The sequence below is a fragment of the Corynebacterium sp. HMSC05E07 genome, assembly GCF_001807225.1.
Classification (GTDB): domain Bacteria; phylum Actinomycetota; class Actinomycetes; order Mycobacteriales; family Mycobacteriaceae; genus Corynebacterium; species Corynebacterium singulare.
This window is the reverse complement of the sequence record NZ_KV788224.1, coordinates 29,525-53,412: the sequence shown is the minus strand read 5'-3', so window position 1 is coordinate 53,412 and position 23,888 is coordinate 29,525. Positions and strand designations below refer to the sequence as shown.

Below are 23,888 nucleotides of genomic sequence, written 5' to 3'. Positions count from 1 at the left end.
GCTGCGCGTTTGGCGGAGACGGACAGGAATCGAACCTGCCAGACCGAGATACTCGGCCTCACCGGTTTTGAAGACCGGGGCGCCCACCAGGACACGTACGCCTCCGCCTGCACACCTTACACGCGGCTAAAATAGTACCTATGTCTGACATCAAGTTAACGTCCTATGCCGCCGGTGGCGGCTGCGCCTGCAAGATTCCCCCGGGCGAACTCGAGTCTGCCGTTGAGGGACTCGTGGGCACCGCAGACCCCAACGTGTTGGTCGGGCTTGACGACGGCGACGATGCCTCCGCCGTGCGCATCCCAGACGGACTGGCGGTCATCTCTACCGCGGATTTCTTCACGCCGATGCTCAACGACCCCTATGACTGGGGCCGCGTGGCTGCTGCCAATGCGCTTTCCGACGTCTACGCCATGGGCGGCACCCCCATCACCGCCATCAACCTCGTGGGCTGGCCGCGCGAAGTGCTTGGCCTCGACATTTTGCGCGAGGTTCTGCGCGGCGGCATGGATATCGCCAGTGAGGCCGGCATTTCCATTACTGGCGGTCACTCCATCACGGCTCCGGAACCCACCTATGGTTTGGCGGCCACGGGCATCGTCCACCCGGACAAAATCTTGCGCAACGACGCCGCCGAGGCCGGGCTTCCCATCACGCTGACCAAGCCGATTGGCGTGGGCATCCTCAACAATAAACACAAGGCCACCGGCGAGGTCTCCCAGGCCGCGGTGGACTCTATGACCACGCTTAACCGCGATGCGGCCGCTGCCGCGGTAGCAGCCGGGGTACGTGCCGCCACCGACGTCACCGGCTTCGGACTGTTGGGCCACCTCTATAAGATGTGCCGCGCCTCCGGAATCGGTGCGGAGCTAGACTTCTCCGCTGTTCCTGCCATTGAGGGCGCGAAGGAAGCCCTGGCAGAAGGGTTCATCCCGGGCGGCTCGCGCCGCAACCTCGACTGGGTACACCCCCACCTGAACGCCGACCTGAGTGAAGAAGACCTCGTCTTCCTTGCTGATGCCCAGACCTCCGGCGGCCTCCTCGTCATCGGTGAGGTTCCCGGCTATCCGGTCATTGGCCGAACCGTCCCAGGTGAGGCGCGGATTACTATCCGCTCGTAACCGTCGAGGTTCCGAGGCCTTCCGCACGGCGGCGGGCCTCCGCGCGGCGCTTTTGCGGTCCGATGGTGGTTGAGGGATCCTTGACGGCCTCGCGCCCGGCGTTGAGAACTCCGAAACGTGTGCAGGCTGAGCCCGCCATCAGTGCCAGCCCCGAGACCACCGATACCGCCCGCGATTTCGTCAGTGCCGCTACTGCGGATCCCACGCCGCCGGCCGCAATGAGCGCCTCGGAAGCCTTCATGAGCTTTCCAGGTACGCCCTCATGCAGCGGGCGCTTGGGCTCCGGCTCCATGTTTTCTTCCATGACGCGGGTCGCGGCGAGGTCGCTCGCTGCGGCCGCCATGCCCAAGGCGCGTGCAGGACCTGCGCTTTCCACGGGAGTGAACACCATCGCGGCACCTGATGCGGCTGCCGACGCCGACGATACGAAGACATACGGCAAGTGCTTCCTTGCGTCATTCCATGTCGGATTCGAGGTATTCGCCAGCAAGACGGCTGTGTATCCGGCCAGCGGACCGCCCAACACGCCGGCGACACCACCCGCTGGGCCAGCGGCCTGGTCAAGAAGAGCCCGAACGGGCGCAGGCACTACCCCGCCAACCAGCTCATCGGCTTCCACAAGAGCTGGCAGAGCTGCTGCGCCAGCGAAGCTACCCAAGATCCACGAACCAACGGACATCGGCGAGGTCACCTTGAACACTCGGAACATGTTGAGCAGGCGTTCCGGGCGGCCCAAGTCCAGCACGAGAAAAACTGATCCTACCGAGGCCGCCGAGAAGGCGGTCAAGCGCGTCGACCGCTTCAGCTCCCTATTGCCGGTCGCCTGCGCACCTGCGCCGAGCAGCGCCGAGCCACCAGCCAGACCACCGAGGAACAGGTAGCCGCCAATGGGCCACTCCCACGGCGGGGCTTTGACCACGGGCTTGCCGTAATAGGAAGAGAACTCAAAGTCCTCCGCCATGCGCTGCTCTTTGGAACCGTCTTGGGCACCCGCGCCTAGACGCTTGCGCTTCTTTCCACCCTTCTTGCCTCCGAAGCGCCTAGGCTCCTGCGGCGGGCGGTACTCATCAAATTCGCTCACTTGCGGCCTCCCATCACGAATGCTCCGGCAACCGCCAGCGCCATACCTCCAATAGCCTTCGCCGCGATCTTGTACATCTGCGGCAAATCCGCCGTGGGCACACGCGGATCCGGCGGCAAGCCGTAGACCTCAGGAGAGTCCAGAAGCAAGAAGATGGAGCCAGTGCCACCCACACCGTCCTCACGGTTCGCACCATACAGGCGAGCCTCAGTCAGGCCCTGCTCGTGCAAAACACGTACACGTTCCTGAGCTGCGGCCAGCATCTCTTCGTACGGACCAAACTGGATGGAGTCCGTGGGGCAGGTCTTGGCACAGGCCGGCTGCTCACCAATCTTGAGGCGGTCGTAGCACATGGTGCACTTCTGAGCCACGCCCAAGTTCTTGATGGGCATGGACTGTCCCGGCACATGATCTTGGCCTTGCGGCTTGAGCTGCTTAAGCTTGGCAAGCACGTTGATGCCCGCGTGATCAGGAACTTCGTAGTCTACCGTGGCCGTCTTATCTGCTTTCAGCGTGACGCCACCATCATCGCGGCGCTCAATGACGCCAAAGGGACAACCCGCCACACAGGTACCACAGCCATTGCATACATCGTCTTGCACCACCACGGTGCCGTACTCCGAGCGGAACAACGCGCCCGTCGGGCACACATCGAGGCATCCCGCGTTGGTGCAGTGTTTGCACACATCGGAGGACATGAGCCAGCGGAAGTCATCGGTGTCGGGCGGCGTCGTGGACGGCTGAACAGTAGGCATACCCAGCGAAATGAGCTGCCGCCCCTCTTCCCGGGCGCGTTCAATGCGCTCGTTGTTTTGTTCAATGAAGGCCACATGGCGCCACGTGTTGGCGCCAAGCGAGCCGGTGTTGTCATAGGAGTTTCCAGTCACCGCATAGCCTTCAACCGGGTTGCGGTTCCACTCCTTACACGCCACCTCGCAGGCCTTACAACCGATACAAATGGAGGTATCGGTGAAGAACGCCATGCGCTGGTAGGACTCGTAGCCGTGCTTGTCGGCTTTCTCCGTCAATGCATTCGCCACGGTTATTAGCCCTCCTTGCCTTCATAATCAGCCACGTTGCCCGCTGTGGAGTCATTACCAGTGTTCTCGTCGGTGGCCCGTACCTCCGTGGTGAACGCGTCGCTCACATCAAGAACTTGGTTTCCTGACTCCACCGTCAGCTTCGCGCGCTCCTGGTATTCACGCAGCAAATCCAGTCGAGCCTCACCGCGTGGGCGGCGTCCCGGCTGAATATCACACGCGCCCACCTTAGAGTTCTGGATGAACACGTTCGGCTCCAGCGTCAGACCCAGCAGGTCGTTCGCGCCATCGCCGGCCACATCGGTGGTTTCAGACTCGCCGTAGTGATACGGCAGACCGATCTGGTGGAACTCCTCGCCGTTGATGGTGAGCATTTCCATGCGGTCGGTCACCAAAACCTGGGCCTCAATAACGCCGCGCGGCGAGACAATGGTGGCCCACTCGCCATTAACGAGTCCACGCTTTTCCGCCAAGTCCTTATCCACCTCACAGAACAAGCCTGGCTGCAACTCCGCCAGGAACGGCAGGCGGCGTGACATAGCACCTGAGGTATACATCTCCGTCAGGCGATAGGTGGAGAAGACAAACGGGAACACGTCCGCGCCGACCTCCCCTGGCTCGGGGCGGGAAAGGTTGTCCTCACGCTTAATGGTCAAGCGCGTTGGCGACTGCTGCTGCTTGTACAGCGCGTTCGTCACCGGAGACTCTTGTGGCTCGTAGTGGGTGGGCAGGGGGCCGTCGGAAAGCCCCTGCGGCGCAAAGAGCCAGCCCAGGCCGTCTGCCTGCATGATGAAGGGATCATCACCATCGAGGGCCTCTGGTCCCACGGCATCGACGGGCGCCACGTAATCCGGACGCTTCGTTGCTGGGAAGTCAGGCACGTCGTCACCGACCCACGTGCCCTGAGCTTCATCCCACCACACGTACTTCTTGCGCTCCGACCATGGAGTTCCATCGGGCTTTGCCGAGGCTCGGTTGTAGAGAATGCGGCGGTTAGCTGGCCATACCCAGCCCCAGTCCAAGGCAACCTCGTTCTGTTCCGAACCCGGCACCTTCTTTGCTGCATGGTTGATGCCGTCCTTGTAGATACCGGTGTAAATCCAGCAACCACCGGACGTCGTGCCATCCGCACGCATTTCCGTAAAGGCAGGCAGGAGCTGCCCTTTCTTTGGTCCGTCGAGGTAGTAGCCGTTGATTTCACGCAAGATCTCATCCGAGCTCGGATCGCCGTGCTCGTCCTCGGTGTAATCCCATGTTATGGACTTGATGGGGAGGTCACGCGGGTCAGTTGAATCAGCAAGGCGCTCACGGATCTTCTTTCCCAGCTGGTAGAAGAACCACGCCTCACTGCGGGCTTGGCCCGGCGGCGGAACCGCCTGGAAGCGCCACTGCACCATGCGCTGGGTTTGAGTAAATGTGCCGGATTTCTCCACGTGAGTAGCTGCCGGCATAAGGAAGACTTCGGTGCCAATCTCTTCGGTCTTGAGCTCACCGTTCTTGATTTCCGGAGAGTCCTTCCAGAAGCTGGCGGTTTCAATCTCCTGGAAATCGCGCACAACCAGCCACTTCAGTGCCGCAAGTCCACGGCGTTGCATGCCGCCGTTGGACTGCGCCACCGCTGGGTTCTGGCCAAAGACGAAGTAGCCTTCAACCTCGTGGCGGAGCATTGCCAACAGGGTTTCATACGTTGAATGCGCGCCGGACAGGCGCGGCATGAGGTTGAATCCCCACTCATTCTCTTCGGTGGCCGCGTCACCCCAGTAAGACTTCATCAGTGAGACCGCATAGTTCTCACCCAACTGCCAGAAGCCCTTCTGGTCTTCCTTGCGGAAGGAGTTAAGGTACTCACTCCAGTTCGTCTGCTCCACGTGCGGCATGGGCAGGTACCCCGGCAGGGAGTTGAACAGCGTCGGGATATCCGTCGACCCCTGAATCGAAGCGTGGCCGCGCAAGGCCATGATGCCCGAGCCAGGACGGCCCACATTACCCATGAGCAGCTGCAAGATCGCCGCCGTACGGATGAACTGTGCTCCTAGAGTGTGCTGGGTAAAGCCCAGTGCGTAGGCGAAGCAGGTAGTGCGGTCCGGCTTGGAATTCTCCGCGATGGAATTCGCCAGGTAGTAGAAGTCCTCCTGTGAAATACCGCAGGTCTCCTCCACCATCTCCGGGGTATAGCGCGAGTAGTGGCGCTTGAGAATCTGGAACACCGTGTTCGGGTTCTCTAGGGTCGGATCCTTCTCCACGTTCCACGACGAGCCCTCAGGCTTGCGCACGTACTGCCACGAATCCGTGACGTACTTGCCCGTTTCCGCGTCATAGCCGGAGAACAAACCTTCAAGGTCCTCGGTGCCCTTGAAGTCGGACGAAATGATGGACGCAGCGTTCGTGTAATTCACCACGTAATCGTGGAAATACAGGTCATTGTCCAGCACGTACTTAATGATGGCGCCCAACAGCACCACATCCGTACCACCGCGAATGCCAATGTGACGGTTCGCAAACGCAGACGTGCGTGTGTAGCGCGGATCAACGTGGATGATGCGTGCACCACGCTTCTTAGCCTCAACTACCCATTGGAATCCCACTGGGTGGCACTCGGCCATGTTGGAACCCTCAATGACGATGCAGTCTGCATTCGCCATATCCTGCAGCGGTTGGGTTGCGCCGCCGCGGCCAAACGAAGTTCCTAGACTAGGAACGGTGGCGGAGTGTCATATGCGCGCCTGGTTCTCAACCTGAATCGCACCGGTTGCCGTAAAGAGCTTCTTAATGAGGTAGTTCTCCTCATTGTCCAGTGTTGCACCACCCAGTCCGGCGATGCCCATAGTGCGGTTGAGGGGACGCCCCTGCTTATCGACGTCCTCCCAATGCTTCTTACGCGACTCCACAAAGCGATCCGCGATCATGTTCATCGCGGTTTCTTCATCCAAGTCCTGCCACTCGGTGGCATAAGGTGCACGGTACTTAATTGTGGTGACGCGCGACGAGGAGTTAATGAGTTGCTCAGAGGCCGAGCCCTTGGGGCACAGGCGTCCGCGCGAAATCGGGGAATCCGGGTCGCCCTCGATCTGGATGACGCGGTCATCCTTGACGTACACGCGCTGGGAGCAGCCCACCGCGCAATAGGGGCAGACGGATTGGACCACGCGGTCGGCGTCCACGGTGCGGCCACGCAGCTCCTCGCTCTTGGCCGACTGCGTAGACAAGTCGCGGCCGAAGGCATCCTTATTGCGGATCTGGCGGACGACCGGCCAGTTCAGCGGACTAAAACGAGACATGCCTCAAATCTACTGCCTGGAGTTCATATTTTCTAGACCGACCGCACAGGGGCCTAAAAGGGGTAGAAAACAGCATCAAGGGCTTGGAGCTTTAAAGCTCCAAGCCCTTGCGTTTAGCCCGAATTACTTGCGGGTCTCAGTGATACCGTCGGTATCGATCTGCTCCTTGCGCAGCTCCTCGGTGTGGGTCTCGGTGTCCTGGATGGTCTCCTTGGACAGGTTGACCTTCTCAACCGGGACGGTCTTCTTGTCAACGTTCACGCGCTCCTCGTGCAGGGTGACGGAAGCCTCTGCGGTGTCGTTGTCACCGATGGTGCCGTTGAAGTTAGCGGCGTCAGCCTCGGAGATCGGGGTGCGCTCGACGCGAACCTCTTCGCGCTCGACCGGGACCTCAACGGTCTCGGTGTCGGTCACGACGTACTTGCGCAGACGTGCCTCGCCGGTAGCAACGCGCTCCTTGTTGACGTCCAGACGCTCCTCGGAACGGATGAGCTCGTTGTCGTTGTCGGTCAGGTTGTGACCAGCGGCGGTGTCGGTGGCAGCAGCGCGGTCGGTGGCTGCGGTGCGGTCGGTGGCTGCGGTGCGCTCGGTGGTCACGGTCTCATCGTTTGCGTGAGCGCCTGCGCCTGCACCGGCAACGCCAGCGCCTGCAGCACCTGCGCCAGCAACGCCAGCACCGGTGGTGGTGTCAGTGCGCTCGTCACGGTAGGTGGTGACGTCCTGGGCGTTCTCCAGGTTGTAGTGCTTGAAGATGTCAGACTGTGCCTCCGGGGTCAGCGGCTTATCGGAGTCGAAGTCCGGGGCGCCCTCAATACGATCCTTGGAGAAAGCCAGCTTGAGGTCATCACCATTGAAGTCGTGGCCGCGGAGCGGGACCAGGCTGGAGTTCATGCCGAACAGGCCGTGGTTGACCTCAACGAAGGTCGGCTGACCGGTCTGCTCATCAACGAAGACCTCCTTGACAGAGCCGAGCTTCTCGCCAGCGTTGTCGTAAGCGGTTGCGTCGAAAAGATCCTTGATGTTCTTGCCCATTGTTTCTCTGAACCTTCCTATAATTGGTCTATTTATCGGCGGCAAACAGTGAAACTCAGTCGCTACCCCCGAATCCAACGTTCAGGAGAGCGCGATTTGCTATTTCGTTTGCTCTGCCATCCACGATACGGACAAATCAACATCTCGCCACCACTGTGACCCGTTTTTTCAACTTTTCATGGCTTCGCCGCAGGTCACACAACCTATAACGATTAGGTAACGGAGCTGTCATTGCATCACACTGGCCAGTTTCTTACCTCTCGGGTTCCAACTAGACCTCATTGAGGCCACACAGAGGTCACCACAGGAAAGAACCCTTCCCCTACCAGCAACCACACCACATCACTTCAAGGCACCACTTTCCATGCGAACCCCTACACCCTCCACAGGAAATTCCAATCATGCCCCGCTACCCCCACACATCAGATCAAATCTGAATTGGTCTAGTTCGCAGAGTATGTACAAGCCACACCATCGGTACCCTCAACATCATGAGCACTCATAAACACTTTGAACTCAAGGTCCCGGGCGGCAAGCTTCTCGTCGTCGACATCGCCCTGGACGCCAACAACACCATCACCACCGCCAAGATCTCCGGTGATTTTTTCCTAGAGCCCGAGGAAGCCTACGACGCACTCGGTCCTGCTTTGACCGGCGTCACCACGGCCACCAGCACCTCCGATATCCAGTCCCGCCTCGATGCCGCGCTCGCCCGAATCGAGGAGGAAGAACCCGTCGCCCTCCATGGCTTCGACACCCATCACCTCGCCGTTACGGTCAAGCGCGCACTGTCCGACGGCACCGATTTCACTGATCACAGCTGGGAGATCCTGCGCCCAGGTATCCTCCCCACCCCGGTCAACGTCGCACTTGACGAGGTCCTCCTCAACGAAGTCGCGGAAGGACAGCGCGGCCCCACCCTGCGCTTCTGGGAGTGGGAGGACAAGGCCGTGGTCTTCGGCTCCTACCAGTCCTATGCCAATGAGTTGGATCAGGAGGGCGTCGACAAGCACGGCATTATTCCCGTGCGCCGCATCTCCGGCGGTGGCGCCATGTTCATGGAGGGCGGCAACTGCGTCACCTACTCCCTCTATGCCCCCGAGTCCCTCGTCGCGGGCTATTCCTATGAGGCCAGCTACGAATATCTTGACCAGTGGGTTCTCGCAGCACTGGGCAAACTCGGTGTTAACGCCTGGTATGTCCCTATTAATGACATCACTTCCGACGGCGGCAAGATCGGCGGCGCTGCACAGAAGCGCCGTAAAGGCGCGGTTTTGCACCACACGACAATGAGCTATGACATCGACGCCGACAAGATGATGGAAGTTCTGCGCATCGGCAAGGTCAAGATCTCGTCCAAGGGTCTGGCCAGCGCGAAGAAGCGCGTCGATCCGCTGCGCCGCCAGACTGGTGTGCCCCGCGAGGAGATCATCGACACGATGGCGCGTGAGTTCGCTACTCGCTACGGGGCCGTGGAGGCCGAGCTTTCCGACGCCACGCTTAGCCGCGCCCGCCACCTCGTCGACACCAAGTTCCTCACCGATGACTGGACGAAACGCATTCCCTAAACTTGCACGGGAATTTAAAGGCAGCGTACTGTGTTGTGGTCTTTAGTGAACCGATCGGTTCGCCCTGGGCGAACTGGCTGGTCTTTTTCTATACAACACTGTCTAGAAGGAACAATCTCGTGTCTGACACCTCCTCCCGCACGCTGCCCTCATGGGCCACCGGCTTTGGCGCCCAAGTCATCGCCGGCCTCATCATTGGCCTCATCCTCGGATTCATTGCATCCGGCATGGAATCCACGTGGCTCGCCGATACCCTCACCGGCATCGGCGGCGCCTACGTTCAGCTACTCAAGATTATGGTGCCGCCGCTCATCTTTGCCGCGGTCGTCACTTCGGTGGCTAACCTGCGCAAAGTGGCAAACGCTGCTTCTCTCGCGATTTCGACTCTCGTGTGGTTCGCCATCACCGCTTTCTTCTCGGTTCTCGCAGGCATCCTCGTTGCACTCGTCATGAAGCCAGGAGTCGGCACGACTGTCGACGCCTCCACCGCCGCCGATCCCTCCCACGTCGGTTCGTGGACCGCCTTCCTCCAGCAGCTCGTCCCCTCAAATTTCTTTGGCCTCAATGCTTCCTTCAGCGACGACACTGTCTCCCTCAGCTTCGGCGCCCTTCAGCTGCTTGTTATTTCCCTGGCCTTGGGCATCGCCGCGGTCAAGGCTGGCAAGGCTGCCGATCCGTTCCTGCGCTTTACCGAATCCTTCTTGAAGGTTATTCAGGTTGTCTTGTGGTGGATCATCCGTCTCGCCCCCATCGGCACCGCAGCCCTCATCGGTAAGGCCGTAGCCACCTACGGCTGGGATGCCATGAGCTCTCTGGGCAAGTTCGTCCTTGCCATGTACGTTGGCCTCGCCCTCGTCATCCTCGTGGTCTACCCTGCCGTTCTCCTGTTCAACCGCATCCCCGTCATGGGCTTCTACAAGCGCGTGTGGCCAGTATTCTCCCTCGGCTTCGTTACCCGATCCTCGATGGGCGTTATGCCCGTCACCGAACGCTTCACGGAGAAGGCAATGGGCGTCCCACGCGAGTACGCTTCTTTCGCCATCCCTCTGGGGGCCACCACCAAGATGGACGGCTGCGCCTCCGTCTACCCGGCCATCGCTGCCATCTTCATTGCCCAGTTCTACGGCATTGATCTCTCGCTCACCCAGTACCTGCTGATCATCTTCGTCTCGGTCATCGGCTCCGCAGCCACAGCAGGCACGACGGGCGCTACCGTCATGCTGACACTGACCCTGTCCACCCTGGGCCTGCCCCTCGCTGGCGTTGGCCTTCTCCTTGCCATCGAGCCCATCATCGACATGGGCCGCACCGCGGTCAACGTCACCGGCCAGTCCCTCTGCGCCACTATTGTGGCGAAGCGCGCGGGTATCCAAGACCAGGAGGTCTGGGACGCCGCCGAGGACGGTGTCACCCACATCATGAACGATGACGAAAAGAAGCATGTAGGCATCTCTGCCTAGCTTCCTCCCCCTCCACTAACCAGCCTCCCCAGCCCAGGAGCCATCGCCGAAGTCTTACCCCTGCAGCTCCCACTAGGGAGGCTCTTCTCTGTCTCGAGTCCCCACGTACCTGACCGCCGTCGTCTCAAACGACGATGCCTTCATCATCCGTGGTCGCTACCTCTACTTCGTCGTTTTAAACGACGGAGTCCTGGTTCTTACGTTTCGTCGTGTGGGTCGACGGGGGTTGGTGGTTGGGGGTGTGGTTAGAAGGGAATATCTTCTGTGGTGTTGGCGTGTGATTCTGTTTCAGCTTGAGCTGTGGTTTGTTGTTCGGCGTGATAGTCATCGAGTTCTTGTTTGAGTTGTTGGGCTTGTTCGCGGGTGCGTTGGCGGGTGGTGGTGATGTGTTGGCCGATGGTTTGTGCCCAGCGTTTTTCGCGGGGTGCGAGGGGGCCTTGGGCTTCTGTTACGGCCCAGGTGCCGTTGTCGTAGAGCCAGATGATGTCGCCGGTGGCGGGGTCGAGCAAGTAGTAGGCGCTGCCATCGGTTTTGAGGTTGTGATGTTTTTGGCATAGGCAGGCCAGGTTGTCTGGGTGTGTTGCCCCACCGTCGGCGTAGTTGTGGCGGTGGTCGAGTTGGGTGTAGTAGGCCGGCTCATCACATCCGCTCATGCGGCAGGTGCCGTCGCGTCCTTCGACGTGTTTACGCATGATGATTCCTGGCCGGTAGCCGTCGGTTTCTTTGACGGGGGTGGTCAAGTCGCGGTGGTGGTCGTAAGGCATATCTGCCAGCCGCCAGCCAAAGCCTTCGATGTAGGTCGGAGCGTTGTCGACGTCGCAGGCTTTGTAGGTGTGCAGGATGACGGTTGCCGGTGGGGTGATTTCACCGCTTAGTAGTTGTTTGATTGCATCGGTGATGCTGATGCCGTGACTGCTCGCGGTTTGGCGAATGAATGCATCGAGTTTGATGCCGGTGTCTTCATCAACTCCGAGCTCAAGCCAGGCTTTAGTTCCGTTGCTAGAGAAGGTATAGGAGTCGTGGGGGCGGGTGTCTCGGTAGGCAATAGTGTCATCGAGGGATTTACAGAGGTCGCGGACTTTGCGTCTGATTTGGCTACGGGTGGGAAAGACCTGGTTGGGTTTGGTGGGGGTGAAATACTCTGCCAAAAGGCAATCGATTACTGCGAGTGTGGCGGGGTTGTGGGTTGTGAGGGCGGCCATGGGTTGGTCAATAGCAATGAGAGATTCAATATCCAGCAGGCAGTGGGTATCTTGGAGGAATTTGACGGCGGGTAGTTCATTCAGGCGGTGGATGGCGCGCAGGCCTGCTTTGATGTGGCCTTCAGTTAACGCCCAGGCGTTAACGAGGGATAGTGCGGTGGTGTCAATATCGGCTTCAAGATCAGGTGTTGCCGCTACCCAAGCGCTATAGGTTGCTTTCCGGGCAATGCTGCGGGCTACAGCATGGGGATTATTGGGGTTGGTGATAGCAAAGAACGCAGCCGGAGGTGGTGATGATGGTGGTGTTGGTGGTGTGGTGGTCATGAGTGTCCCCGAGAAAATCAACAGTTAGAAGAAGTGTTCTAACCATGATTCTACCGGAAGCCCACCTTTAGGTCTATGGCCTGCACAAACAAAGCTGATACGGAAGGATGATCGGGGGTGTCAAGCCCATCTTTAGACTGTGTGTTTGACTCTTGCCGAACAGGGCGTATAACCGGGACCTATCTACAACCACGGGGGTACAACGCACACAGGGCGGCCGGCATTCCAGCCGACCGCCCTTCTAAAAAGGAAGCTTTTATTCGTACCGCACGTCACCACGCGCGACGGCCTTGCGGCCATGCACAAAGAAGTACACAACCGAAGCCACGAGCATGAGCGCCGCCAATATCCAGTACATGGTGGTATATCCCGTGGCGGAGATAACTTGCCCCAGCAGGATTGGACCGAAGCCGATTCCGATATCAAGGAGCAGGAAGAAGGTGGAAATGCCGGCACCCATCTCGTGCAGCGGAACCAAACGCACAGCAATTGCCTGGCCAGCCGGAAGAATAGAGCCATAGCCTAGGCCAACGAGCGCACCGGCCAGGATCACCTGCCAGTCGGACGAGGCCGAAGCTAACACGGCAAGACCCGCGATAAAGAAAACCAGCGACGTGTAGATAATGATGTTATCGCCACGGCGATCCTGCAACTTACCCAGAATAAAGCGCAGAATGAGGCTCACCACGGCATAGGCGAGGAAGAAGTAGCTTGCGCCTTGTTCGAGGCCCGCATCGGAAGAGTAACCGTTCAAGAAAGTGATGATTCCGGTGTAGGCAACACCCACGAACAGAATGAAGACACCGAAGGGTGCCACTGCTGGGTGGACGATGTTGCCCAAGGAGAAGGTCACGCTGCGCTGCTCTTGTGCCGGAGCCTTCACCACCAGTCCCAGCGCCAAAGCAACGACGGTCAGCGTCAGCGCCACAACAAAGACGGCGTTGTAGCCGGCATTATGCACAATGGCCAAGCCTGCGGCGGGGCCGAAAGCCGTCGCCAGCGTGGTTCCCAGCGCGAAGTAACCAGTGCCCTCAGCACGGCGGTGATCAGGGATTACAGACTGCGCCACAGCCATCACGGCCGTCGATGCAATCGCGTAGCCCAAACCATGCACGATGCGCACCACAAAGAGCAGCGGCAACGATTGTGCCGGGAAGTACAGTGCCATTGCAATGGCCACAGCAATGAGCGAGACCACGAGCGTGCGCTTTCGCCCCATTGCATCGACGATATAACCGGAGAAAAGTCGCGCGATTGTCGCACCCACCACAAAGGCGCTCGATGCAAATCCGCCCGCTGTATCGGACGCCTGGAACTGCTCGATGGCGTACATCGCCATAATGGTGACAAGCAGGTAGAAGACCGTAAATTGTGCAAAGTTCACCAACCACGCGAAAACGAAGGTTGGAGTGATGAGGGGGGTGGATTTAGCAGACGTTTGAGACACCTTCTTCGATAGCGTTATGGAGTTAAGACTCCCAAACGCTACCAAAGATCAGAGATACTTTCGAATTCTGGATTATGCCTGCACCATGCTTGACGACGCCCCTATCCGAACAGTTTCCGCAGGTACGGAGAGCCGAACCGCCACTGTGGGTCCATCTTTTCGCGCAACTCGCAGAACTCGTTAAATCTTGCATAAAGTTGAGCAAAGTCTTCGCGGCCGAGCGTGTTCATCTTGCCCCAGTGCGGCCGGCCGCCGGCTGCGCGCAGGATGGGTTCGAGCTTTGGCATGTAATCCTGGGGATTTAAGAACCGCGGAATGTGGAAGGCAATGTACATCGATTCGCGTCCAGAAGCCGTGGACAGTGCGACGTCGTCAGCCGCTGTCGTGCGCAACTCCAAAGGGAAACCAATGCGCCAGTCACGATCCTCGATAAAGCGGCGTATTTCACGGACGGCGGCGGGGCCGGCGGCAAGCGGCACGGCGTACTCCATCTCGTGGAAGCGCACCCGACGCGGACTCACGAACACCTCGTGGGCAGCGGCGCGATAGCGGTTATGGGAGATTACCGCAGTGGAGAAGCGATTAAGCGCTGGAATCGTTGCCGGGACCATCCGCCCCAGCGCGAGAGTGACTGCAAAGGCACCATTTCCCACCACTTCATCATCAATAAACTGCTTGATGCGTGAACGGTGCTCTCCATTCGGTGCGAGTCGCGTATTAGCTTTCACCATGGCGCGGTCAGTGTGGGGAAACCAATAGGACTCGAAGTGGTCGACGCTGCGAGACAGCTCCTCCCAGTTATCCATAAGCTCGTTGAAACCGATTCCCGTCTCTTCTGCCTGCAGGTCAAAGGCGTCAACGCACTGCATCTCCACCTCAACGACCACTCCGAGCGCCCCGATGCTCACCACGATGAGTCTGAGCAGGTCTGGATCCTCATCGAGAGAGTAGGTGCGGGTGTTGCCGTCGGCGTCGATAAGCGTGAGGCCCGTGACCGTACCCGCGAAGCCTGTGTAATCGATGCCGGTGCCGTGCGTCGACGTCGAAATTGCGCCGGCGAGGGACTGTGGGTCTACGTCGCCCTGATTCGTCAGAGCCAGCCCGAAGGGGCGCAGAAGTCCCGGCACGTCACGGAGACGAGTGCCAGCCAGGAATCGGACGCGCTTGCGCTGCTTATCGACGCCCACCAGGCCACTCAGCTTATCCAGATTCATCATCGTCCCCTCCCCTGCTGCCACCGGCGAGAAGGAATGACCTGCTCCAACGGTGCGCACGCTTCGCGAACGCGTGATGATGTCAGGAATCTCGTCAATGCGGGAAGGCTGCAGAAACTCTGCAGGTTTCGTAGTGACCGACCCAGCCCAGTTGCTAAAAGTACTCATCGGAGTGTCCATCCTTGTCCTCTATACGTGTCCCAGTGCTCGACACAGCCCTCCCCCACAGCAAGGAGGCAATCGACGTTTTCTGTCATCTCTCCGGCCTTGGCGTGGCGAAACCACACTGGGTCCTCGACCTTCAGGGAGGCGCCGTGCAACGGAGTCTGCACTTCTCCGGCACCCTCGGTGGTGGAATAACTTAGCCCTTGCGGCCACACCGGAACCGGCACGCGATCTTTAGCGGGTGGGCCTGATGCAATCCACCCGCCGGAGTTGACCGTTGCCCAGCCAGGGGCGGGCACGCGGGAGACCTGGCAGACGAAAAACGCTGCCGCCTTGTGATTGATGTCGGTGAAATCGTCGAAGATGGCCGGCGTGTAGAACCCAGAACCTGCGGCGAGTTCGGTCAATGTGCCTTCCGCCGCAGATTCCTGCAGGCTGCCGGTTCCGCCGCCGTTGACAAATTCAATGTCTGCCACCTCCCGCGCAGCGGCCACACAGGCTCGGCGTCGCGGCGCGAGATCCACCATGGACCGGGATCGCAGCCAGCGCTTAACTGCCCCAACCGGGCCGGGAAGACCATCCGCCACGGACGCCACCTGACCTTCATAGGCCATGAGCCCCACGAGACGATGCCCTCGCCGCAGAATCTCCTGGGCCAGCACCGTCACCTGCTCCGGTTCCCGGATGGGCGAGCGACGCGGACCCACCACTACGCCAGGCAAGTGCAGAGTGCAGTCAATATCGATGGCCACACGCAGTGGACTGGGAAGCAGATCAAGCAACTCGACACTGTCCACCATCACCGTCACGGTGTCGCGCGCGGCCGCGGAGCCTGCCAGCTCTCGCAGTGCCCGTCGGTTCACACTCGGGTAGGCCACGACAATGTCCCGGAACCCTTCTGCAACGAGATGGAGCGCCTCCGGCACCGAATACGCAAGGATACCGTGGTAGCCGTCATGTTCCAGCGCGCGGCGCAACGCCGACACGCTGCGGACCGACTTGGAGGCGACCCGAATGGGCAATCCCCCGGCGCGTGTGGACATCTGCTGGGCGTTGTAGTCGAAAGCCGCAAGGTCAATAACCCCAACGGGTGCTGGATGCTCGCCGGAGCGCACGAGAGGTTCGATAGCCTCTCGCACCTCCGTTCGCGGGATGGTGGATAGGGTGGGCATAACGTAATCCTAGCCACCCGTAGTTAGGTTTGTGAGACAAATCTCGAAAAATGTGTAGCGGAGCCAAATATTTTTGGGACAATGGACGTCATGAAAACCTTTACTCAGACCCGTCTCCCCCACCGTGTGCAGAGTTTCCTGGACGCTGATCCCGCCCACGACGTATGCGGCACCGGCGAGGAATACCAAGCTCACGCGCCTTTTACCGGCGAGGAACTCTTTCGCTTCCCCGTTGCCACCGCCCACGATGTTGAACGCGCCGTTGAATATGCCCGCGTCGGCGTGGGTCAGGGGAATCGCGCGGCGATCTTGCTGCGCCTCCACGACCTCGTCCAGGACAACGAGGAGCTCATCCTCGACCTTATCCAGGCGGAGAACGGCAAGTCCCGCGCGCATGCCTATGACGAGCTCATGGATCTCTATAACTGCGCGCGCTTCTACGCGGTTACTATCCGCAAAGCCTTCGGCACGGAACGCCACCCCGGCGCGCTTCCTGTGCTGACAAAGACCCGCACGCAGCATTATCCGCTAGGCGTGGTGGGGCTTATTTCGCCTTGGAATTATCCGCTCTCGTTAGGCGTCGGCGATGTCTTGGCAGCGCTTTCTGCGGGCAACGCTGTTGTGCACAAGCCGGACTCCCAGACCACGCTGACGGCTATCCTGCTCAGGCGTCTAGCCATTGAAGCAGGTCTTCCGGAGGCCGCCTGGCAACTTGTACCGGGAAACGGCGCGGAGGTGGGTGATGCCCTCATCCCGCTCGTGGACGGACTCTCCTTCACCGGCTCTACCCAGGCCGGTAAGTCCATTGCCGCGCAGGCTGCCGGGCGCCTCATCCCCACCATGCTGGAGCTGGGCGGCAAGAATCCAATGCTGGTGCTTGACGACGCCCCCTTGAAACCCACCGCCCAAGGCGCCGTGCGCACCGCGTTTTCCTCATCTGGTCAGCTGTGCATGTCTGCCGAGCGCGCGTATGTTCACGAAAGCATTGTTGAGGGGTTTCTCAAAGAACTCACAATGGCATTGGACCAGCAAGTACTCGGCGCGGCCTTCTCCGATGCCGCCACCATCGGCTCCCTTACCTCGCAGCGCCAACTCGATACGGTAGAAGCCCACGTCGAAGACGCAGTATCCAAAGGAGCCACTGTGGTCTACGGCGGGAAGGCCCGCCCAGACCTGGGGCCGTTTTTCTATGAACCCACCGTGCTGACCGGTGTTACCCCTGAGATGGATCTCTATGCCGCGGAGACCTTTGGACCTGTCCTAGCCGTGTACCCGGTGCACTCCGATGCGGAGGCCATTCAGCGCGCCAACGACACGAACTACGGTCTATCCGCCTCCGTGTGGTCCGGCAATTCGCGCCGCGCCTGGAAGGTTGCTTCTCAACTCGAGGCGGGCATGGTCAACATCAACGAAGGCTTCGCTGCCGCCTATGGTTCCATCGCCGCGCCCGGAGGTGGCGTCAAGGAGTCCGGACTGAACCACCGCCACGGCATTACCGGCATGCGTCTGTGGGCCAACGAGCGCACCGTGGCTGAACAGCGACTGCATCCCTTGGCACCGTCGGAGTACATCTCGCCGGAGCGCTTCCGCGCCTTGGTTTCCACGGGCATGCAGCTAATGAAGACCTTCCGGCTTTAAAGGAGAAACCATGCACGAGCTATCCCGTGATGAACTCCTAGCGCGCCGGCTCATTGCCCAAGGGCTAGCGCCGTCGGCCGCGCGGCCATCGCTCACCTCGGCGCTGGACGTCGCTGAGCATCTCCTTGCTCTACAGGGGCAGACCTACGACGCTGGTGTTCGTGCACTTTCCCTGCGCGCCGGGTGTGACGATGACAAGGTTCTGAAAGAGATAGAAAGCTACCGCGTGGTGCGCTGCTGGCCCCAGCGAGGGACGTTGCACTTCATGCCGGCTGCCGACGTCCGCTGGATGTCCTGCCTCCTCTATCCACGCATCGCCGCAAGCCAGAAGTCTCGGCGCCCCAATCTAGGGCTCAGCGAAGAGATGTTTGAAGCGTGCTCAGAGGCCCTCCACAGCGCAGCCACCACACCATTAACCCGCGCGCAGGTCTATGAGCTTTTCGCCAAGACGGGCGTGGATCCCACAGAAGGTCGCGGCTCCCACTTACTGCGTGCCTTCGGCGGGGCAGGTGACCTCGTCCAAGGCCCCAAGGACGGCAACCAGGAAACCTTTCTTCACGTTGATGCACTTCCCGTTGCCCAACACGAGCCCGCGGATCCCCTTCACGAACTTGGTCAACGGTATATCTCAGGTCATGGTCCGGTCTCGGTAGAAGACCTCCAAGCGTGGTCAAAGCTCAGCAAGACTCAAGCCACCACAGCTTTGAAGTCGGCAGACGCTCGACGCACTCGCCACGATGGCCAAGACTTTTGGATGGCCACTTGGCAGGAAGATGTTTCTGCAGAGGAAATCCGTACTGCCCTAGAACTACGACTCGAGCTGCCTGCGTTCGACGAATACTTGCTGGGCTACGCCAACAAGGACTGGATTGTCCCCGATGGGATCCGCGTCAATGTCCTCACCAAGAACGGTCTGAGTTGGCCGTGGGTAATGGAAGGCGGACGCGGCGTGGCCAGCCTGCGCTAGCTACAAGCATTACGGCATGCGCAGGATGCGGCGATGAACCGTGCCGGCAGGTTCAACGTGGATGAAGACCTCAGCACCGGGGAAAAGCTCATCGATGGCGTCCTCAATGCGGTCAGCAATGGTGTGCGAGTGCAGTACCGTCCACTGGCCGGGCACGTCCATGGTGAGGTAGACCAGCCTGTTGCGGCCGGAGGCTACGGTGCGGCGAGACGTAAACTCCACGTCGTGATGCTCTTCGAGTTCGTTGAGGAGGGTGTCGAGCTGCGCGTGTTCTTCCTTGGGCAAAGACTCAGAGAGCAAAGAGCTCAGAGATTCCTTGAGCAGTTTGTAGCCTGTCCACAAGATATTAAGGCCGACCGCCAAGGCGATGACCGGATCGAGCCAGAGCCAGCCCGTCATGGCAACTGCCGCGATGCCGACGAGCACGCCAACGGACGTCCAGACGTCGGTCAGCAAGTGCTTTCCGTCCGCCTGCAAAGTAGCCGAACGGTGCTGCTTACCCGCGCGCACCAGCAAAAGGCCCACGCCTAGGTTGAGCAAGGAAGCCACGAGCGATAGGAGAAGACCTAGCCCAGGCTGCTCCAGCGGCTGCGGCTCCATGAGGCGGCGAATAGCGGTGTAGATGATCATCGCCGCGGCGACGAAAATCATTGCACCCTCCACCAGCGCCGAGACATACTCAGCCTTGCCGTGCCCGAACTGGTGGTTCGCATCCGCGGGTTTGGCTGCAATCTTGATAGCCACGAATCCCACGACAGCGGCAACAAGGTTGACGCCGGACTCGAGGGCGTCGGAAAGAAAGCCCACCGATCCCGTCACGGCAGCAGCAATAACCTTGAGAACAATGGTGGCCACCGCAGTGGCGATAGAGAGCTTCATGAAGCGTTCGAGCACCAACTGCTCGCTAGGAAGAGACATATCCCGACCTTCGTGGAGAGATTTTTTACAATCCCTCAGACTACCAAAGCCGGATGTGCACGCACTGTTCACTGAATGTTTACCGCGTGCGGTCGCGAAGTACATAACCCACCATTAGTTTGTACTTTATGTCCATAGACATACCTCGCCCAGTCCTACTCTTCGATTTTGACGGGACCGTCAGCCTTGGCCACGGTCCCGTGCTGGCCTATGCGCACCATATTGCTGAGAAGGCCGGGCACCCGTCCATTGCTCATGACGCTGAAGCGCTGCTGAACTCCAATGACGTCGGCTCAGCGCGCGACGGCTACCACCTCGTCCACACTCTCGCCGCCGAACTCGACGTGCCGGAGGAGACTTGCCAGGAGGCATACATGGCCTCGCGGGAGAACCTCGCCGACACCGGCATCAACGCCCCTGAGGGGCTTGCCGAGTTCCTTACTTCCTACCCCGGCCGCGCCATTCTGGCGACGAACTCTCCAGAGATTGGCCTCCGCGCTGCCCTTCATACGCTTGGCCTCAAAGAGTCCTTCGACGCCGTGTACACCGGGGTGGGTAAACCTCAAGGGCTCACCCGCATCCTGGACACCGATCTTGCCGGCACGGATCCGACTCGCCTCATCTCCTTCGGAGATATTTGGGAGTACGACCTTGCACCCGTGGCCGCCATGGGTGGACGCACCGTGCTCGTTGACTCCCCCTTCGCCGTCCCCTGTGAGGCTAACCCGACCTGGCGCGTCACCCGCGTCACCGACATCTTTCCCCAACTGACCTCTGCTCTTTAAACCACACGCACAGAAAGACACTCATCATGCGCCGTTTCACCGCTCTTGCCGCCACTGCTCTTACTCTGTCCCTCTCCCTTACCGCTTGCTCCTCTGACTCCGATAGCGGTTCTGACTCCGCTAAAGGCGCTGATGAGAAGCTCACCCTCGCACTCATCCCGAACGAAAAGGTCAATGATTTGGTGACCACTGCGAAGCCGTTGACTGATTACCTCTCTGAGGAGCTCGGCGTTGAGGTTGAGGGTGTTGTTACCAAGGACTACCAGGCCGCCGTCGAAGCCATCGGCTCCGGCCAGGCTGACATCGCTATCGCCTCTGCAGCACAGCTGGCCTCCGCTGAGGATATGTACGGCGCCCACGCTGTTCTGCAGGATGAGCGCTTCGGTGCAGATTCCTACGCCGGCCAGTTTGTCACCAACAATCCTGACAAGTACTGCGAGGATGAGCCAGTCAAGGCCACCTACGCAGCAAGCGGCGATGACTACCTCTACTGCAACGGCACCGCCACCGCAGACAAAAATGAGGGACAGGGCCCGAAGGGACTCGAGGCACTGAAGAAGATTGATGCCAAAACTACCGTCGCCATGCTCGGTGCTACCTCGCCGGCCGGCTACCAGCTGCCGGTCATGGCTATGGAGTCCCAAGGCATTGATGTTGATAGTCTCAAGAAGGTCCCTGTGACCTCTAACGATGCGTCCATCATGGCCGTCTACAACGGTGACGCCGAAGTGGGCTTCAGCTTCTGGGACGCACGCTCCACCATTGACTCATCAGAGGCTCCTGACTTGGCTGAGAAGCTTGTCGTCTTCGGTTATACCGACATGTACCCCAATGGCGGCGTCGTCATTTCTGATGATGTCCCAGAGGAGCGCCGCAAGGAAATCACCGACCTTATGGACGGCTTCTCTGAGGTGGACCCGGACACCATGTCCGCCATCTTCGACATCACCGACTGGGTTCCGGCTAAGAAAGAGTCCATCGACATGGCGCGCAAGGTCAACGAACGCTTCGCACAGTAGATTCGCACTCCTCCACTGCCCATTTCCCACTTAGAAAGGTTCCCCATGACGGAGGAGAAGGCGTGGGGCATTCGGTTCGAGAATGTCTCAGTGCGCTACCCCAACGGAACGTTGGCGCTTGACGACGTCTCCGTGGACATCGCCCCCGGCGAATTCGTCGCCATCGTCGGTCTTTCGGGCTCCGGTAAGTCCACCTTCATCCGCAGCATTAACGGGCTCGTGCAGCCGACCTCGGGAAAGATCTTCGTTGGTCCGCACGAAATATCCGCCGCGAAAGGTTCCCAACTGCGCACACTCCGTGGCCGCATCGGCATGATTTTCCAGGAGTTCAACCTGGCAGATCGCGCAAGTGTATTCGCTAACGTGCTCGTTGGCCGTTTCTCCCACAACCCAGGTTGGCGCACGTTGCTGGGCATCTCAACTTCGGCGGACAAAACGATTATCGCCGAAGCTTTGGAGTCCGTGGGCATCCTCGACAAGGCGTGGAACAAGGCCGGCGCTTTGTCTGGTGGCCAAAAGCAGCGCGTGGCCATTGCCCGCGCCCTCTCCCAGAAGCCCGCCATCATGTTGGCCGATGAACCCGTAGCGTCCCTCGACCCGCCTACCGCGCACTCTGTCATGAAGGATCTACGCCGCATCAATACCGAGCGTGACCTCACCACTTTGGTAAACCTGCACCTTGTGGACTTAGCCCAAGACTACGCGACCCGCATCATCGGCATTCGCCATGGAAAGATCGTCTTCGATGGCCCCGCGCAAGGGTCCTCTGTGGAGGATTTCGAGACCATCTACGGCCGCCGCATCCGAGAGGAAGACCAGCTGGGAAGTCAAGGGAGCACAGTATGACAGCCGTGCTTCCTCCCCGGCAGCGGAATTGGCCCGGCATTCTCGGTGGGCTGGCCGCGTTCATCGCGCTGACCATCGCCACGTGCATCCCCGCCTGGGGCGGTATCGAGATCGACTTGGGGCAGATTGCGCGCAATTGGCGCAACGGTGCCGACCGTTTAGCGCTGATGCTCAGCCCCGATTGGTCCATCCTTCCGCGCACGTGGGAGCCTATGCTCGAGACCCTAGCCATGGCCGTGGTGGGTGCCGCCATATCCGCGGTGATTGCCCTTCCGCTGTCGTTGTGGGCTGCGCGCCCGACGAATCCGTCGACGCCGTGGCGCACACTCGTACGCGGTATCGTCAACGTTGTCCGCGCGGTGCCCGATCTCGTTTACGCCACCATTCTCGTCGCCATGCTCGGCGTCGGCGCCCTACCGGGCGTCATTACGCTAGTGCTTTTCGATGTCGGCATCGTGGTCAAGCTCGTCTCTGAAGCAATTGACTCCGCTGATGACTCCTACATGGAGGCCGGCCGCGCCACTGGTGGTACGCAGACTCAAATCAATCGCGTGACTGCTCTCCCCCAAACCTGGCCCGCCTTTGCCAGCCAGGTCATCTACTCTCTTGAACTCAACGTCCGTATCTCCGCGGTCCTCGGCCTCGTGGGCGCGGGCGGCATCGGCTTGCTCATCGACGAAGTCCGCGGATTCTATCGCTACGATGCGCTCTCCGCCATCGTGCTGGAGCTGCTCGTCGTAGTCATTGCCCTTGAAATCGTATCCGTCAACCTGCGAAAGAGGCTGCGATGAGCACTGCACTTCCAGCAACTGCACCATCCGCACTGCCTTCACGTTCCCGCAGCTGGGGTGTCTGGGGTGCGTGGGCCGGAATTCTTGTCATCTTGGCCTTGTCCTTTGGGTACATCGATGTCAACCTCTCGGCGTTGAAAGATCTGCCCACCAACATTTGGCACTACCTCGTGCTCATGTTCTCCAACCCGGACTGGTCAAAACTAGGTGAAGCCCTCCTCCAAACCTGGCGCTCCGTGGCTATGGCCTGGATCGGCGCCATCCTCGGCGTGGTGCTCTCAACTATCTTGGGTGTGCTCGCCGCCAATACTGTCTCCCCCGGCTGGGTATGCCTTCCTTTACGTGCGCTCTTCGCCATCATCCGCGCAGTACCGGAGATCATTATTGCGATTATCATCCTGACAGTTACCGGTCTCACGCCCTTCACGGGCGCGTTGGCCCTTGCCATTGGCGGAATTGGAACGCATGCCAAATGGACCTATGAGGCCATCGAAACCGCGCCAACCGGCCCAGCTGAGGCAGTGAAGGCTTCGGGCGGCACTCTCGTGGAAACGGTGCGTTGGGGAACGTGGCCAATCGTCCAGCCTGAGTTAGCATCCCTAGCGCTCTATCGCTTTGAGATCAACGTGCGTACTTCCGCCGTCCTCGGTCTCATCGGAGGGGGTGGTATCGGCGACATGCTCACCGGCTATACGCAGTACCGACAGTGGGACGTCGTGGGCGTGCTGCTTATAGTCGTCATTGTCATCACCATGTCCATCGACGCCATCTCCGGTGCCATCCGCCGCCGGATCGTGGCAGCTAAGTACGCCTAACCACA

Annotated in this window: 19 protein-coding genes and 1 tRNA gene; 10 read left to right on the top strand and 10 right to left on the bottom strand. The window is 59.9% G+C overall.

Annotation, left to right across the window (positions count from 1 at the left end; genetic code table 11):
- Positions 1-10: 10 nt before the first annotated feature.
- Positions 11-105 (bottom strand) — tRNA-Sec (locus HMPREF3149_RS05510).
- A 35-nt stretch (positions 106-140) separates the two neighbouring features.
- On the opposite strand from HMPREF3149_RS05510, the gene selD reads away from it, so the two are divergent.
- Positions 141-1,121, top strand: a complete 981-nt coding sequence (gene selD / locus HMPREF3149_RS05505; protein WP_070537038.1) for a selenide, water dikinase SelD — start codon at positions 141-143, stop codon at positions 1,119-1,121.
- Here the strand turns inward: selD and nrfD are convergent.
- The 4 genes from nrfD to HMPREF3149_RS05480 all read right to left on the bottom strand — a co-directional run bounded on the left by nrfD (position 1,108) and on the right by HMPREF3149_RS05480 (position 7,552).
- Positions 1,108-2,202, bottom strand: coding sequence for an NrfD/PsrC family molybdoenzyme membrane anchor subunit (gene nrfD / locus HMPREF3149_RS05500; protein WP_070537037.1), 1,095 nt, complete (start codon positions 2,200-2,202; stop codon positions 1,108-1,110). The two genes, selD and nrfD, sit on opposite strands and share 14 nt — an antisense overlap.
- Complete coding sequence (locus HMPREF3149_RS05495; protein ID WP_070537036.1) at positions 2,199-3,242, bottom strand: 4Fe-4S dicluster domain-containing protein; 1,044 nt, start codon at positions 3,240-3,242, stop codon at positions 2,199-2,201. Before HMPREF3149_RS05495 ends, nrfD begins: the two co-directional genes overlap by 4 nt.
- 5 nt (positions 3,243-3,247) lie before the next feature.
- Positions 3,248-6,520 (bottom strand): formate dehydrogenase-N subunit alpha, encoded by a 3,273-nt coding sequence (gene fdnG, locus HMPREF3149_RS05490; RefSeq protein WP_246819951.1) that lies wholly within the window; start codon positions 6,518-6,520, stop codon positions 3,248-3,250.
- Between the two features lie 123 nt (positions 6,521-6,643).
- Entirely contained in the window at positions 6,644-7,552 is a 909-nt protein-coding gene (locus HMPREF3149_RS05480; protein ID WP_070537034.1) for a PRC and DUF2382 domain-containing protein, read from the bottom strand.
- A gap of 491 nt (positions 7,553-8,043) precedes the next feature.
- Here HMPREF3149_RS05480 and HMPREF3149_RS05475 point away from each other — a divergent pair, with 491 nt between their 5' ends.
- Both HMPREF3149_RS05475 and HMPREF3149_RS05470 read left to right on the top strand, forming a co-directional pair.
- On the top strand, positions 8,044-9,120 hold the full coding sequence (locus HMPREF3149_RS05475) for a lipoate--protein ligase family protein (RefSeq protein ID WP_070537033.1): 1,077 nt from the start codon (positions 8,044-8,046) through the stop codon (positions 9,118-9,120).
- Between the two features lie 119 nt (positions 9,121-9,239).
- A complete protein-coding gene (locus HMPREF3149_RS05470; protein ID WP_070537032.1) occupies positions 9,240-10,580 on the top strand; it encodes a dicarboxylate/amino acid:cation symporter in 1,341 nt (446 codons plus the stop codon).
- 245 nt (positions 10,581-10,825) lie between these two features.
- On the opposite strand, the gene HMPREF3149_RS05465 is transcribed toward HMPREF3149_RS05470, so the two are convergent.
- The 4 genes from HMPREF3149_RS05465 to HMPREF3149_RS05450 all read right to left on the bottom strand — a co-directional run bounded on the left by HMPREF3149_RS05465 (position 10,826) and on the right by HMPREF3149_RS05450 (position 16,104).
- Positions 10,826-12,106 (bottom strand): HNH endonuclease signature motif containing protein, encoded by a 1,281-nt coding sequence (locus HMPREF3149_RS05465; protein ID WP_070537031.1) that lies wholly within the window; start codon positions 12,104-12,106, stop codon positions 10,826-10,828.
- A 256-nt stretch (positions 12,107-12,362) separates the two neighbouring features.
- Positions 12,363-13,553 carry an MFS transporter gene (locus HMPREF3149_RS05460; protein ID WP_070537030.1) on the bottom strand — a complete coding sequence of 397 codons (1,191 nt, stop codon included), beginning with the start codon at positions 13,551-13,553 and terminating at the stop codon, positions 12,363-12,365.
- A gap of 101 nt (positions 13,554-13,654) precedes the next feature.
- Complete coding sequence (locus tag HMPREF3149_RS05455; RefSeq protein ID WP_042530278.1) at positions 13,655-14,935, bottom strand: D-arabinono-1,4-lactone oxidase; 1,281 nt, start codon at positions 14,933-14,935, stop codon at positions 13,655-13,657.
- On the bottom strand, positions 14,932-16,104 hold the full coding sequence (locus tag HMPREF3149_RS05450; RefSeq protein WP_070537029.1) for an alanine racemase: 1,173 nt from the start codon (positions 16,102-16,104) through the stop codon (positions 14,932-14,934). Before HMPREF3149_RS05450 ends, HMPREF3149_RS05455 begins: the two co-directional genes overlap by 4 nt.
- Before the next feature lie 90 nt (positions 16,105-16,194).
- On the opposite strand from HMPREF3149_RS05450, the gene HMPREF3149_RS05445 reads away from it, so the two are divergent.
- Positions 16,195-17,742: a succinic semialdehyde dehydrogenase gene (locus tag HMPREF3149_RS05445; RefSeq protein WP_070537121.1), complete on the top strand. Its 1,548-nt coding sequence runs from the start codon at positions 16,195-16,197 to the stop codon at positions 17,740-17,742.
- 10 nt (positions 17,743-17,752) lie between these two features.
- The gene (locus HMPREF3149_RS05440) at positions 17,753-18,709 is read left to right on the top strand and encodes a DNA glycosylase AlkZ-like family protein (protein ID WP_070537028.1); all 957 of its coding nucleotides are present in this window, start codon (positions 17,753-17,755) and stop codon (positions 18,707-18,709) included.
- Positions 18,710-18,718: 9 nt separating this feature from the next.
- Here HMPREF3149_RS05440 and HMPREF3149_RS05435 read toward each other — a convergent pair whose 3' ends face one another.
- Complete coding sequence (locus HMPREF3149_RS05435) at positions 18,719-19,627, bottom strand: cation diffusion facilitator family transporter (protein WP_070537027.1); 909 nt, start codon at positions 19,625-19,627, stop codon at positions 18,719-18,721.
- Positions 19,628-19,755: 128 nt separating this feature from the next.
- Between HMPREF3149_RS05435 and HMPREF3149_RS05430 the strand changes: the two genes are divergently transcribed.
- Genes HMPREF3149_RS05430 through phnE (HMPREF3149_RS05410) form a run of 5 tightly spaced genes read left to right on the top strand, consistent with a single transcriptional unit; the run spans position 19,756 to position 23,883 of the window.
- Positions 19,756-20,412 (top strand): HAD family hydrolase, encoded by a 657-nt coding sequence (locus tag HMPREF3149_RS05430; protein ID WP_052471388.1) that lies wholly within the window; start codon positions 19,756-19,758, stop codon positions 20,410-20,412.
- A 26-nt stretch (positions 20,413-20,438) separates the two neighbouring features.
- Positions 20,439-21,431: a phosphate/phosphite/phosphonate ABC transporter substrate-binding protein gene (locus HMPREF3149_RS05425; protein ID WP_042530270.1), complete on the top strand. Its 993-nt coding sequence runs from the start codon at positions 20,439-20,441 to the stop codon at positions 21,429-21,431.
- Positions 21,432-21,476: 45 nt separating this feature from the next.
- On the top strand, positions 21,477-22,277 hold the full coding sequence (phnC, locus tag HMPREF3149_RS05420) for a phosphonate ABC transporter ATP-binding protein (RefSeq protein WP_042530268.1): 801 nt from the start codon (positions 21,477-21,479) through the stop codon (positions 22,275-22,277).
- Positions 22,274-23,068: a phosphonate ABC transporter, permease protein PhnE gene (gene phnE / locus HMPREF3149_RS05415; protein WP_070537026.1), complete on the top strand. Its 795-nt coding sequence runs from the start codon at positions 22,274-22,276 to the stop codon at positions 23,066-23,068. Before phnC ends, phnE (HMPREF3149_RS05415) begins: the two co-directional genes overlap by 4 nt.
- Positions 23,065-23,883: a phosphonate ABC transporter, permease protein PhnE gene (gene phnE, locus HMPREF3149_RS05410; RefSeq protein ID WP_070537025.1), complete on the top strand. Its 819-nt coding sequence runs from the start codon at positions 23,065-23,067 to the stop codon at positions 23,881-23,883. The genes phnE (HMPREF3149_RS05415) and phnE (HMPREF3149_RS05410) overlap by 4 nt, the downstream gene beginning before the upstream one ends.
- Positions 23,884-23,888 lie beyond the last annotated feature (5 nt).